This window comes from Rhodopirellula europaea 6C (genome assembly GCF_000338295.1).
Lineage (GTDB): Bacteria > Planctomycetota > Planctomycetia > Pirellulales > Pirellulaceae > Rhodopirellula > Rhodopirellula europaea.
Genome location: NZ_ANMO01000185.1, coordinates 32,656 through 45,723 on the forward strand (window position 1 = coordinate 32,656; position 13,068 = coordinate 45,723).

The following is a 13,068-nucleotide window of genomic DNA, read 5'->3' on the forward strand; positions in this document are numbered from 1 at the left end:
AGATCACTTGAATGTTGCTGGCCGTTTGCCGGGTGTCTCCGCATTCATGCGTATTCGCAATGGCGAAGCGTTTCTGGAAGCGACTATCCGAAGCCATATCGGCTACTTCGATGAAATCGTTGCCGTGCACAATCAATGCACTGATCGTACGGTGGAGATACTCGAAAGCCTGCAGGCGGAGTTTGGTGAAGAGCGATTGCGAGTCATTCACTACACCGACCGCGTTTTTCCACCAGGCAGCGATGGGCACATCGAAACTCCCGGTGATTCACCGAATAGCTTGGTGAACTATTACAACTTCTCCCTCGCGGCGACACGCTATCAAGTTGCTACGAAGCTCGACGATGATCATCTTGCTATTGGTTCAGCAACGAAAGACGCGACGGACTCAATACGAAAGCTCGGGTCGGCTTTCAATGAAATGCATTGTTTTTCAGGCCCTAACCTTTTGTTGAATGAAAGCGGCGAATTATCTGTGCCGTTGGATGATCCAATTTCGGGTGGAGGCGACATTGGTTTCTTTCCGGTTAGCGAGGAAACCTATTTCACACACGATCGTCGTTTCGAACGTTTTCATCGTGGCAACCTACCGCGTAAGTTTGTCGGCTTCCTGTATTGGCATTTGAAGTACCTGAAGCCTGACCACGGTTTTGGAAACTACGAGCTCGATCAAAACCCGAACAGTCGCTACGCAAAACGATTGAAAACGGTTGAGTCGGATCGAGCATCGGCTCGACGTGTCGCGGAATTGCAACGTTCTGTGTCCCCGTCGGCTTGGCGACGCGTCAAAGCAATCGTCTCGACAAAAGATCGTCTCCAGAATTCTCGTGACGCAGCGATACTGAGTAGCTTTGCCGACGTCTCAATCACCGACGCGGTCCAAGCTTCTGCAAACTGGGGCCTCGTCACCAGCTGAGGTTGAACAAAGCCGCTGCCTTGTTGGGTGTCAGCTGCATGGTCCTAATGCCCGGCTTGAGCGTGCTGCTCGTACTCGGAGATCGGTTCAAGTCGACTCGCTGAGCCGTGAAGGCCTGCTAGGCGGCGATGCGGCTGTTCTTTGATTCGCTGCAGGAAGACGCAACGTCAACTTCAAAGACCGTGTTGATGCTGTCTCTGTATTTTTCTCGGTACCCTGCCGCCAGAATTGTTTGGCGAACACGTCCTGCTGACTCGACAAGTTCCAAGTTGTCTTGGAAGTCCGGGTGGATGTCGCACAGTTCAACGATGATCAGCTTCGGTTTCCATTGAGCAAGCGTGAAGCCTGAGAAGACATTTTCTTCGTAGCCTTCAACATCGACGACGAGAACATCAAAGGCTTCTGGAATTTTTTGGTCCGCAAGGATCTTGTCGAGCTTGAGGACTTCAGTTTGTTGCTGCTTGCACTCTTTCGCGATTTGTTGTTTGGCCCAAGTGATTCGATCGTACTCTTCGAACGTTGCTTGACTCATGGTGCTGAGCGAGCCGATCTGCTGAAGCGTCGCGCTGGTGTTCTCGTTTCCTGCGGCGACATTGAGGACCGTCACGCGGTTGAGCATGTGACGCAAGCGGCACCACTGCGAAAATTGTTTGGACGGTTCGACATACAATCCCCGCCATCCGGCATCGGCAAGCCACGACGTGTTTGAGAATCGTTCGCCGTCATAAGCACCGACTTCTACAAACACGCCATTTTCGTCCTCAGGAAACGTTTCATCGACGATGCGTTTGAGTTCGGGGATCTGGCATGTCTTGGTTGGCTGGCGAATGCCGAGTGTTGTGCGAATCTTGCCTTTGAAAGCGTTCGCTACCGAACTGCAAAGCCGCCATGTCTGTTTTAGCTGTTTGATTTGATTCGCCATGGGAGTGTTCCGAGATCGAGTCGCTGAGGGCGTGTGAGTTGTGACGTTGGGAGGCTAGGCAGCCAGTTTGGCTTGCGCCGCTTTCGGCATGAATAGCATGTCGCCATGCCGACGAGGCGTGGACATCGCTTGGAATCCATGGGTTTCCATGAATTGATTCAATTCCTTGAATAGCACGCCGCCCTCGTAATAGGGCACGGTGGAGACTTCACAGACAACCGCTTTGACGCGACTCAGAGTCGCTAGTCCGCCTTTGAGGACGAGTAGTTCGGCCCCTTGTACATCCACCACCAAAACGTCGCAGTCATTGGCGAATGGAGTATCGGCCAATAGCCGATCGAGGCTGACGGAGCGTTGAATCTCGATTTTGCCAGTTTCTGTTACCGTCGGCCATCGACTCGTGAGCTGATCCGCGGGTGCAAAAATGGAATTCGACATGCCGTTGTTGCTGAAGCACCGAAGTCCAAGTTCTTCTCCATCACGATCGCTAAGCAATGCACATGCGGTACTGTGTTCAGCAGGACCATCGTGCTGGCGAAGTGAATCAGCCAGTTTGGCATGGATTTCTTCCGAACCTTCAATCCAAAGAATCTTCTGGTAGCCTTTGGATTCGTAGTTACTTCGTTCTTGGCCTAGGTGCGCGCCCACGTGAACAAGAGTGCGATATTCGCTGCTTCCCTTGGTCAACTGCTGAAGCAGCGAGATCGGATCTGTTTTGCGGCGAGCATATTTCAATAAGTAGTTAAACATTTATTTCAGACCGATCGTGGGAAAAGGCACGTGCCGGATTCGGACGCCTTTGTTGTGCTAGCCGCTTAAATTCGGCGCCAGCTCGTTGGGACAATGTCGGAGTCATCAATCTCTGGGTCGTTAAACCACTTTTTGGGGGCTATCGTCAAGTTCGCTTCGGAACCCGAAAGCCACGCACCCCACCAACTGAATGATGAGTTTGCGATGATATGAGACTTAGCGTGGGTCATTAGCCACAAATCTCTTAGTCCCGTTTCCGGAGAGCCAGCTAGCTTCAGTTCATCGTTGACGTAAACGGTTGGTCGAGATGAGCGTATGTTTTGTTTGGCCCATTCAATGTCATCGGAGAATACGAACACCGTCGAGTCTGCGGGCATCTGCTCTATGGCGGCTTCGAAGTATTCGCTGGTGCAACTCCAAAATCGCTGTCTCGCGTTCGCGTTGCTTACATAGTCGCCTCGGCGAACATGTAAAGAAGTTGACATGCCTTCACTGAGTCGCTGCGCCATGTCGCGAGCGGGTTGGTCCAGCGGGACTGGAGGGGTCAATTCAGTCCGAATTTGATCCGCATAAGGCAAGAAGTATTTTTCGGAAAAGAAATAGCCGCGAATTCTGGCCGGGAGTTCGATGTCGAAGAACGCTCGGTCAAACCGCTTTGATTGTTCTTCGTAAGTCGGGGCCGATTTAGATTCGCCTTGGATTTTGTCTAGGACCTGGCTGAAAAAACTAGGTTTGATCCATCTCTGGGCTTGAATCGGAAACGCATCGAGTTCGTAAGATCGATGGCGTTTACTGGAATAGAATTTCAAGTCGAGTTGAAGCGGGCAGTCATGATGGATTGAAAGTGCTCGGCCTGCGGCGTACTGGAGCATTTGGTTTCCGAGCCCGCCGCTGATCGATATCGTGCAAGCTCTGTCCGAAGCACTTGCTGCTTGCGTCGAACAGACTTGCTGGGCGGCCTTGCTGTCGAGGGCCTGCTTGCCATCAGAAAGATGGGGGTGAACTGAGGTGGCCATCACGCGGCGCGCCGAATGCCATAGGGTGTGCGAGTCAGCTTGCTGCGTATTGTGTCGTTGCGAATTGATAAGTTTCTTTGAAGGTCCTCGTTATTCATGTACCCACGCGGGTGGTCGACGTGCAAACAAATGGCTTTGAATCGAATTTGCTTTCCACGAATTCCTAAGTTGTTCAATCGCAGGCCGATCTCGCGATCCAAGCCTCCGTAACGCATTCGTTCGTCGTATCCGTTGACCGCTTCGATATCTGATTTCCAGCCCGAGACGTTGCACCCATTCCAGGTCGGGCGGGTGGTTGTGAGGCGATTCAGGACCGAAGTGAAGGTTTTGTTCTGGACCAGCCGCAGGCATTTCGAATTGAGCGGCAGGCCATGTCCGCGGAGCCAGTTGAGGCGGAATGCAAGACCGGACCGAACATTCGCCTCCGTGATCAATCCTTTGAATGATTCCGGCAGGTTGTTGTAAGTGCCCGACAGGAATCGTTTGGGTTCCGCTTCACGCAAATGGACAGCAAGGAAATCTGGCCGCGGAATGCAATCCCCGTCGGTAAATAGCACATAGTCGCTATTGGCTTGCTCAATGGCTCGATTCAGAATTTCGCATTTGCGAAAGCCATCGTTTTCATGCCAGACATGATGAGTTTTGATGTCGCACGTGCTTCGGAAGTTTTCGACTACGGCGGCCGTTCTCGAATCGGATCCATCGTCAGCGACCAGGATCTCAAAATCGCGTTCTGTTTGCAGTTGATAGCCAACCAGGACAAGCCAGAGTTCTTCCGGGGCGTTGAACGTCGTGATGATCACGCTGATTCGAGGTTTCGTCGGTGTTGCCATAATGTTTCGATCCGCTGAGACGCCCCTGGCGAGGTAATGGAACGCTCGTTCGTATCGAATTGTCGAGTCAGAGGGCAAGATCGACTCGCAATTTTCGAAGAACGTGCCAAGGTTGGATCGCCTACACGTCAATGGTCATGGCGGATAGCGAGGAAGTTGGTGGTTCGAAACTGCTCGTGAGATTCCTTGTATCGACGGATTTTGATCAGGCTTCCGGACGGAGTGATTCGATGCAATGACATGTTCCGCTGCGTGAAGAAATTCCAGAAGTCTCTGAAAAACGTTCGCGTATCGATGTTGCAACCGCCCATTTCAAAGGTGACCAGCCTGATTGCGTTCCTGCTGAATGTTTCATCTGCTCCCTTCAGAGCATCCAGCTCATGGCCCTCGATATCCAGCTTGAGCAGGTCAATGCCTTGGATTCCGTGCTTTTCGCAGTAGCGGTCGATCGTGGTTACGGAGACCTCCTCCGACTTGTCGAACTGGATGCCTCGGTGATTGAGCTCCCGCTTGGTAAGTGACGCCATGCCCGACCCGTATTGATCGTAAAACAGCGTGCGAGATTCTTCGCAATTGCCAACTGCGATGTTGTTGAGTGTGACCCTCGAATCCGTTTCCTGACTGGAAAGTGATTCAAACGTCTTCTGGCCAGGCTCGAAACAATGGATGAGAAAATCAGTTCCTGCCAACGACCTACGAGTTAGGTTTAGAAACTGCCCGTGGTTCGAGCCCACGTCGAACACGACCAAAGGTTCACTCGGTTGACGGGGCAGCAATGGGAATACCGCGGCCTCGCCGCTATTGAGTACTCCAGCACCTGATCCGATGCCCATCATTTTCTGAGAGATGATTGCATTACGATTCAAACAGGCCTGAGCAATTCTTCCACCTGTCAGCTTGTGAAGAACTGTCTTGGGGAGTCGAGCCAATCGTTTTCCAACCGATTCTGTTCCTGAATAGGAAAGTGCAGGAGGGGGGCCTGAGCGATCGGCGGGGGCAGTCGGGTTGGGTTTTTGTAGTGGAGGGTGTTCTGGAGAAAAGCTAGTTTCCAGCGTGGCCGCCGTTGGCTCAAGCGTGATGCCAACATTGCACTTGCTAATCATTTGGGACCAATTCAGTCAGAGGGTTTTGTTGCGATCCAAATCGTAGGTTTGTCCTGTCGTGGTAGCAATGTTGGCTTTGCCGCTTTGTCTATTCTTAACTAAGTTGACATGTGTTTTAAATTGTCGGGTAAAGAGTAGGGGTAGCACTATTTGATGTCCTGGGTCGATTCGACGTGTTTTCGAACGTTCCACCGTTGTTGGTATGATGTAGGTGCACGTTAGGATATTTCTCCAGACTCGTCGGCGAGAAGTTTGGGCGTTCTTTTCGGAACGGGGCTAGCCGGCTTCGCGAAGTGGAGTGGTAGGAGGCTCGTCCGATTTGAAATGAGTGATCGACAAGTTCTTTATGACAGAAGACGACGTGTCGATTCCGCACTGCTTGATAAGCGTCTCTAGGCTGCACTGGAAGATGGGTTTCCAGAAATCGTCATAGGTATAGCCGTTCTCCGGCAAGTTGCTGGGGCGGTCCCCTGTAAATCCGGATGGCAAGCCGATGAGGTCCGGCGACTGCATGAATGAGCTCGGCCAATCCGAAAGAGGCTGAGTGAATTCAAAGTCGACGAAGTACAGTTCCCCCCCGGGGGTCAGGATCAAATTGCCTGGATGGAAATCGATGACAACGCGTTGCAACGCAAAGGTGGCTCGAAGCAATTCGAGCACTTGGCTCGCGTAAGGCTTCAGCAATTTTCCTTGTTTGCGAAGAGAGAGGCCGGCCAAGCAGTTTTCGTACTTCGGAAGCACAAAGCTGTACTCGCCGAAATCCAACACCTCCGGGACCGTCGCTAGTTGAGGTCCCAATGTTTGGTAAATGAATATCTCGCGGTCACAGAACCGTTTGAAGCTAGGTCGGAATGTTTTTCGGACGGCTTCCTGCCCGTTCCATTCGATGAGTTCGGTCTTTGAGCGGTTCGCAGGTTTGCGAAGCGATCGAATGACTGGTTCAGGTGTTTTGTAGTTGCGACGCAAATGATCGACGTGCGTTTGTACTTCTGCATGAAATGACGAGTCGATGATCTCAAGGTATTCCAGGCCTTCGAGTTCGTCATCGCTAGAATGCACACAATTGCTCCACTGCGTTTTGGGCAATCGCTTGTTGAGTAATCGTCGGATTTCCTTTTTGAACAGTACACGCCGGTTTTGTATGTAGGGGTACTGTTCTTTTTCAGCTGGTGTGGGCTCGACCGGGTGGAAGTCAAACAAGGCCAATGCAACGGCTGGTAATCCGCCGGACTGAGGAAACGGGCCTTCATCCCAATTCCCCCCTCGAATATGCTTCGAAGCCCGTTGTGCTGTTTCAGCCGAAAGCTCGTGCTGACCGAGTACTTCCAGGCGGTGTTTTTGGCGGAATAACGAAGTGGCTTCGTCCAAAATCTGGTTGTCGACCGCGGATTGTCGGAACAGCACGACGATGAGTTCGCCGTCCTTGTTGTCGATAGCAGGAGGAAGGAATTGAGCGAGTTCCGGACGGAGTGACGCGTATCGTCGCAATGTGTCCACCGGGGGATTCCAACCTTGGCTCGTCAATAGACGTTCCAAGCCTTGCATCGTCATAGAAGTGTTTTGGAACTGAGCTGGAGCAGCTGCCCGCAATCGATCAGCGTAGTCGTGGTCGCTTTTTTGATTGCTGAGTTGCTCAGATGCCTCTTCGTCGTCCCAAGGCAAGCCTGATCCATTGCCCTTGTGGTAGAGCGCATGATACGCCAGTGACAAAAAGTAGTGCTCTTCGTTCGGAATGTAGCAGAGGTCCCGGTAGAGGGTTCGAGATTGAATGATCTCTTCTGCGAGGTATGGAGGGTAGTACGACAACCCTTTCCAACATGCGTTCTTGGCTGGTCCAGTGCCGTAAACGTCGCAAGGGATTTCTTTGCTGTTGGTGACGAATAGATCATCGACCAAATGCAGGTCATCAACATCAATCAACAGATCAATGTCTTCGCCTTCCGGCCATGCGGGGACATTCTCGAACCACCGCAAGACGGCATAGTTGACGTTGCGATCGTTCAGTGCTCGGAACAATCCCTCGCGACCGAGCGAAGGATTCGCAAACCGTCGGACACCTTTTCTGCGTTTTGAAGGCCAGACATTTCGTGCGAGTCTTTTGAGACTGAGACGACGACTCAACTTGCGCGCACGATGTGCAGTTGCACTGAATAGGTCGTCCACCTTCCGACGCGAAGCTGAATGGTTCATGTAATCGCATTTTTGCTGACTGAAAATTTTTGCTAAGCAATCTCGGAATCTACTCAGGGAGCGATCGGCAGCACAAGATTGACTTCCGGTTCTGCTAAGAGCCAGCGACACTGGGGGCGATTTTCGTTGGATCGTGTGAGCGGCGGATCACTCGCGTGTGATTTGCTAGCATTGCCAGCGGTCTCGGCTGAAGGTGACAAATGTTTGCTCGCGTTGAACCAAAGTGCCGATTGTCTTCAGTTCGTATGGACGCAGCCCGTTCCTTAAGACTGCGTTCCGTCTATTCGTTCTGCGAGCTCCGGCAGCGGATGGGCACCGGTCAAACGCCGGTGGATGGAATCGTTGTCGGACTGAGCAGTCCGGCCTATTCACCGAATCAATGCAAGCAAATCGGCATTGCGGCCGGCGCTGTGGCGCGATCGAGCACAAACCACAGGTAAGCGACTGCGGATGGCTGAAGAAATGAAAAAGCGGCGTCCGTGCCGCGGGGCAGGTGGTTGGCCCGATGAGGGCGATTGGGTTACTTCTGGATTGGAATTTCAGCGGTTCGTTCGCGGCCATTGCGAAGGAACTTCATCTGGACTCGGTCGCCCGGACGACGCTTTTCGTTGACGTGATCAAAGACGTCCGCTTCGCGAATCAAATCCGATTGGCCGTCGTATTCAATCAGGATGTCATCGACCCGCACGCCGGCTTTGTGAGCGGTCGCGTGGAGCCCGTACTTGCCGACGTTGGCGACTCGAAGTGCCATCGGCGATCGCAAATCTAGTTTCTGACGCTCACTTTCGTCCAGAGGTAGTAAACGCATTCCCCCACCGGCGATCCGCCGCATCATCCAAGACGAAACTCGCCATGACGGATCGTCCCATCGTCGCCAACCATCGGGCAACGACAATGTGACGGCTCGCGTTTGATCGCCGCGTTTGGTTTGGATTTCTACTTGAGCGCCTTCGGCAGGGACTTGATTCAGAGCCCACTGCACGTCGGCCATCGATACCAGCGGTTGTGAATGGATGCTCAGCAAATCATCGCCCGCCTGAAAACCGGCTTTCGCGGCGGCGGAATCCTTGGCAACGCTCTTCACTCGAGCGGGGAACCGGGCGTCGAGCACCAGCCCGATCGATTTGGGGTGCGGGTAAGGATGCAAAACTTCTTCAGGGATCGATTGGCCTTTTTGCCAGTAGTAGTCCCGCCGGGCTTCGCCAATTTGATGGCAATGGATGCAACTTTTCGTGACTTGACCGGAATAGTCGAGATGATCAGGGCGGTCTGTCAGCGTGGGGTACTTTTCTGGCGAAGCAAACTCCAACGGGGCGCCGGTCTTGCCCGCCAGTGATTCTCGATTGGCAGGATAGGCTTGGTGCAATTTCAGGCTCTCTCGAAGCGCGGCCGCCATTCCTTCCAAGGAAACATCGCCCAGCCATTCGGTGCGGTGCGACCGCGTTCCAAAACGGCCGTAAACCGTTTTGTCTGCGTTGAGCATGAAAACCGCGAAGGACTGGTCTGTGTCGTATTGAAAGACGTTCAGGTCCAGTCCGTTTGTGCCAACCACGCGAACGCGAACGTATTGGTCAAGCAGACGCTTCAATTCAGGGTCGCTTTCGACCAAGTCATCGTCCAGCTTGACGCACTCTTCGCAGGGCAAGCAGCGCAAGACGACCAGGATTGGTTTTCCAGTCTGGCGGGCTTGTTCGTAAGCGGCATCAAGATCGTTGTAGATCCAGTAACCGGTTGCCAGGACACGTTCACGATCATTGCGAACAATCGTTTCGCGATCCTCTTTCGCGTTCGCTTCATCAACACTCGCGAGCGAGGCGAAGCTGGCGGAAAGGAGGGCGGGGATAAGTGCGACAGCGCGCAATCGTCGAAGGCGGCTCATGAAAACTCTCCTGGCTGGAAGGGACGTCGAAACGGGTGCCTCGGTGAAGGAGGGCCACAGATCAGGCGTCTACAGAAAGCGTCAGATGGGGGCGTGGATTGTAAACCATTCCACGCCCCGTTTGAGAATTCATGGAGCTCGCTAAAACGCAAACTGCTCAGCCGAGTTACATTTGGCAACCGCCGCCGCAGCATCGCGGGGCACCACATGCTTCACCGCCGCCAGCCATCGGCAGGCTCGAGCTGCCGCCGCTCATCGAGGGAGCCGACGGGACGCTGAGGACGCGTGTCAACTCAGCATTGCTGCACTTTGGGCAGGACACTTCTTCACCTGGCGATCGGACCAGGATCTCAACGACATCATCACACGACTTGCATTCGTATTCGTACAGAGGCATCTTCGGTATCCGAGAGGAACACAATCCAAGGGGAAATTTTGGGCACCACGCCCACGACCCCATTGTTTCTCACGGAAGACGTTCCGGCCACTGGGAATGGTCAAAGAAGAAGCATTTTGTATCCCGGATGGGTTCCGAACATCTTTCGGCCCGTCCTGGCTTCGTCCGAAATTCAATGGAAGCGACAATGAAACCGGTATTGCAGTTGTCACCCATGACGTGCCAGCGAATTCGCGAAATTGATCAGGTGGCGATGGAGCAATTCCAAATGCCCGGCATCGTTTTGATGGAAAATGCGGGTCGCGGGGCAGCAGAATGCATTCATCAGATCACGCCGGATGGCAACGTGTTGATCTTGTGCGGGAAAGGCAACAACGGTGGCGACGGATTTACGATCGCTCGGCATCTGCAGTTGGCCGGGCGTGAGGTGACGATCTTGGCGATGGCAACGACGAACGAATTGCAAGGCGACGCGGCGATCCAAGCAAAAATCGCGGAGGCGGCGGGGATTCAGATTCAGGTTATTGGTGAGACTGATGAAACAGAGCTCTTGTCGGCAGCGGATGTGATTGTCGATGGGTTGCTGGGCACCGGAGCCAAGCCACCGCTGCGAGGGCGCTACGCCAAGGTGGTGGAAGCAGCCAATGCGAGCTCCGCGATTCGAATCGCTTTGGACATTCCCACGGGAATGAATGGCGACACGGGAGAAACCGGCGAGGCGACGTTTCGGGCCGATTACACGTTAACGTTTGCCGCGCCCAAAGTTGGATTCGAAAAGTCGAACGCCACCCGTTTCACTGGCGAAGTTCACGTGATTTCAATCGGCGTGCCATTGAAACTGCTGCGTCAATTCAGTTCGTGAGCTTGGCCGGTCTGAGCCGCTGAGACTATGTTAGGGCTCATGCAAAACAACCTTCTTCAAACGCGTCGCGTTCCCGTCCGTTCGTTCTCTGTCTCGAGCGTCTTGATCCTTGGTTCGGCCCTTGGGCTTTTGGGGTGTGAGTCCAAGCGACTCTCGCCGGAGGATTTCCCGCGGCGTGAGCGTGAAGAGGTGCTGGCACCACAGGCTCCCGAAGGCATGGCCACCTCGGAAGATGTTCCGCTTCCCGAGAAGTCACCCGAAGACAATTTTCGCGAAGCCGCGATGATGGGCGATTTGGCTGGTGTGAAACGGTTCGTGGGCCAGGGCGTGGATGTTTCAGCCATGGACGAGAATCAGCGAACGGCATTGCAGATGGCTGCGTTCGACGGTCACACACCGGTCGTCGAATGGTTTCTTTCTCAGAATGTCGAAGTTGACCATCGAGATTCGTTTGGTCGCACGGCACTGATGTATGCCTCGACCGCCGACAATGCAGAAACGGTCAAGATGTTGCTCGATGCCGGCGCGGCTGTGGACTTGGTCGACAGCGAAGAACACTTCTCACCGCTGATGTTCGCCGCGGCGGAAGGCCAGATGGCGGTGGTCGAGTTGTTGCTCGAGGCCGGGGCCGATCCAACCAAAGCCGACATCGACGGCGAAACCGCAATTGACTTCGCCAGTAACAACGGTCACACCGAAGTCGTTAAACGACTGAAACAGTAAGCCGACTGCCGTTGGACCCGTTTCCCATGACAGGAACCGAGGGCAACCTTGAATCGAACGTGCGAGCTGGTTGAAGCCCGCGACCTGATCAGACTTCCAAGAACAATCGGGCTGGGTCTTCGATCGTTTCTTTGATCGCGACCAAGAATCCAACTGCTTCGCGACCGTCGACGATGCGGTGATCGTAAGTTAACGCCACGTACATCATCGGACGAATGACGACTTGGCCGTCTTCCGCGACGGGGCGTTCTTGGATCGAGTGCAGGCCCAGGATGCCGCTTTGTGGTGGGTTGACGATTGGGGTGCTGAGCAGCGATCCGTAGATGCCACCATTGCTGATCGTGAACGTGCCGCCCATCAAGTCGCTTGGCTGCAAACGGTTTTCGCCGGCCAAACGAGCGTATTCGGCAATGCTGCCTTCGACTTCGGCAAACGACATGCGTTCAACGTTGCGAAGGACCGGAACGACCAATCCCTTGCCACCGCCGATTGCGATGCCGATGTCTTGGTAGTTGCGATAGACCATCGAGTCGCCGCGGATTTCCGCGTTGACGGCGGGGTAACGACGCAGGGCTTCGACGGTTGCTTTGGCAAAGAACGACATGAAGCCAAGTTTGACGCCATGCTTCTTCGCGAAGGCGTCTTTGTATTTGCTGCGGATCGCCATGACAGGTGCCATGTTGATCTCGTTGAACGTCGTCAACAGAGCGGCGGTTTGCTGAGCCTGGACGAGTCGCGACGCGATGGTGCGACGCAGCATGCTCATCGGTTTGACTTCTTCGGATCGGTAGCCACCGCTGGTCATCAGTGAAGCCGTTTCTGGTGAAGACATTTGCTGTGCCGGAGCAGCCGGTGTGGCGGGCACAGCCGGTGGTGCGGCGGGTGCGGGAGCAGGCCGCGAAGATCCGTTGCGGATGTAGGCCAGCACGTCTTCCTTCAACAACCGACCACCGGGGCCGGTCGCGGGAACTTGCGATGCGTCCAGCTTGTGTTCGTCGAGCAATCGCTGTGCAGCGGGCATCACAAATCCGCCGCCGCTCTTGGCTGGGCTGGATGGTGCTGGCGCCGATGCAGCCGGGGCAGGTGCCGACGCGGTGTTTCCGGCTGCGGGAGCCGAACCGCCGTTGGAGGATCCACCGTCGCCACCAGCGGGCTGTTCAGCGACTTGGATCGAGGCGATTTGTTGGCCGACTTCGGCGAATTCGTCGGATTGTTTGGTGATCGACTGCAAGTATCCGCTGGCGGGAGCGGGAATTTGCACCGACGCTTTTTCTGTTTCGATTTCGACGAGGTCTTCGCCGCTTTTGACCCAGTCGCCTTCTTGTTTGAGCCAATTGCCGATTTGCACTTCGCTGATCGACTCGCCAACGGTAGGAACTTCGACGGGAATGATGTCGCTCACGGGAACGTTTCAACCACTTGATAGAAAAGCTGGGACGGTACGAGCAACCAGAATAACGAGCCGATCGCACAGTGT

At 54.2% G+C, this 13,068-nt stretch carries 12 protein-coding genes; 3 read left to right on the top strand and 9 right to left on the bottom strand.

The annotated features are described in order from the left end of the window. Positions 1-7: 7 nt before the first annotated feature. Positions 8-916 (top strand): glycosyltransferase family 2 protein, encoded by a 909-nt coding sequence (locus RE6C_RS19200; RefSeq protein ID WP_008659197.1) that lies wholly within the window; start codon positions 8-10, stop codon positions 914-916. Positions 917-1,034: 118 nt separating this feature from the next. On the opposite strand, the gene RE6C_RS19205 is transcribed toward RE6C_RS19200, so the two are convergent. From RE6C_RS19205 to RE6C_RS19245, 8 genes are all read right to left on the bottom strand, one after another. Continuing rightward, positions 1,035-1,838, bottom strand: coding sequence for an FkbM family methyltransferase (locus tag RE6C_RS19205; protein WP_008659198.1), 804 nt, complete (start codon positions 1,836-1,838; stop codon positions 1,035-1,037). 54 nt (positions 1,839-1,892) lie between these two features. Beyond that, the gene (locus tag RE6C_RS19210; protein ID WP_008659199.1) at positions 1,893-2,588 is read right to left on the bottom strand and encodes an FkbM family methyltransferase; all 696 of its coding nucleotides are present in this window, start codon (positions 2,586-2,588) and stop codon (positions 1,893-1,895) included. Between the two features lie 65 nt (positions 2,589-2,653). Next, positions 2,654-3,604, bottom strand: coding sequence for an alpha-1,2-fucosyltransferase (locus RE6C_RS19215; RefSeq protein WP_008659200.1), 951 nt, complete (start codon positions 3,602-3,604; stop codon positions 2,654-2,656). After that, positions 3,604-4,437 carry a glycosyltransferase family 2 protein gene (locus tag RE6C_RS19220; RefSeq protein WP_039962609.1) on the bottom strand — a complete coding sequence of 278 codons (834 nt, stop codon included), beginning with the start codon at positions 4,435-4,437 and terminating at the stop codon, positions 3,604-3,606. Before RE6C_RS19220 ends, RE6C_RS19215 begins: the two co-directional genes overlap by 1 nt. A 128-nt stretch (positions 4,438-4,565) precedes the next feature. Further along, positions 4,566-5,303 carry an FkbM family methyltransferase gene (locus RE6C_RS19230; RefSeq protein ID WP_236618346.1) on the bottom strand — a complete coding sequence of 246 codons (738 nt, stop codon included), beginning with the start codon at positions 5,301-5,303 and terminating at the stop codon, positions 4,566-4,568. Between the two features lie 513 nt (positions 5,304-5,816). Next, a complete protein-coding gene (locus tag RE6C_RS19235) occupies positions 5,817-7,556 on the bottom strand; it encodes a protein kinase family protein (protein ID WP_008659206.1) in 1,740 nt (579 codons plus the stop codon). A gap of 694 nt (positions 7,557-8,250) precedes the next feature. Further along, complete coding sequence (locus RE6C_RS19240) at positions 8,251-9,609, bottom strand: Trx7/PDZ domain-containing (seleno)protein (protein WP_008659211.1); 1,359 nt, start codon at positions 9,607-9,609, stop codon at positions 8,251-8,253. A 166-nt stretch (positions 9,610-9,775) separates the two neighbouring features. Continuing rightward, entirely contained in the window at positions 9,776-10,006 is a 231-nt protein-coding gene (locus tag RE6C_RS19245; protein ID WP_007333463.1) for an FmdB family zinc ribbon protein, read from the bottom strand. A gap of 127 nt (positions 10,007-10,133) precedes the next feature. On the opposite strand from RE6C_RS19245, the gene RE6C_RS19250 reads away from it, so the two are divergent. Together RE6C_RS19250 and RE6C_RS19255 are read left to right on the top strand one after the other, a co-directional pair. Then, positions 10,134-10,868: an NAD(P)H-hydrate epimerase gene (locus RE6C_RS19250; protein ID WP_008659214.1), complete on the top strand. Its 735-nt coding sequence runs from the start codon at positions 10,134-10,136 to the stop codon at positions 10,866-10,868. Positions 10,869-10,907: 39 nt separating this feature from the next. Continuing rightward, positions 10,908-11,591: an ankyrin repeat domain-containing protein gene (locus RE6C_RS19255; RefSeq protein ID WP_008659215.1), complete on the top strand. Its 684-nt coding sequence runs from the start codon at positions 10,908-10,910 to the stop codon at positions 11,589-11,591. A gap of 88 nt (positions 11,592-11,679) precedes the next feature. Here RE6C_RS19255 and odhB read toward each other — a convergent pair whose 3' ends face one another. Beyond that, positions 11,680-12,993 (bottom strand): 2-oxoglutarate dehydrogenase complex dihydrolipoyllysine-residue succinyltransferase, encoded by a 1,314-nt coding sequence (odhB, locus tag RE6C_RS19260; protein WP_008659216.1) that lies wholly within the window; start codon positions 12,991-12,993, stop codon positions 11,680-11,682. Positions 12,994-13,068: the final 75 nt, after the last annotated feature.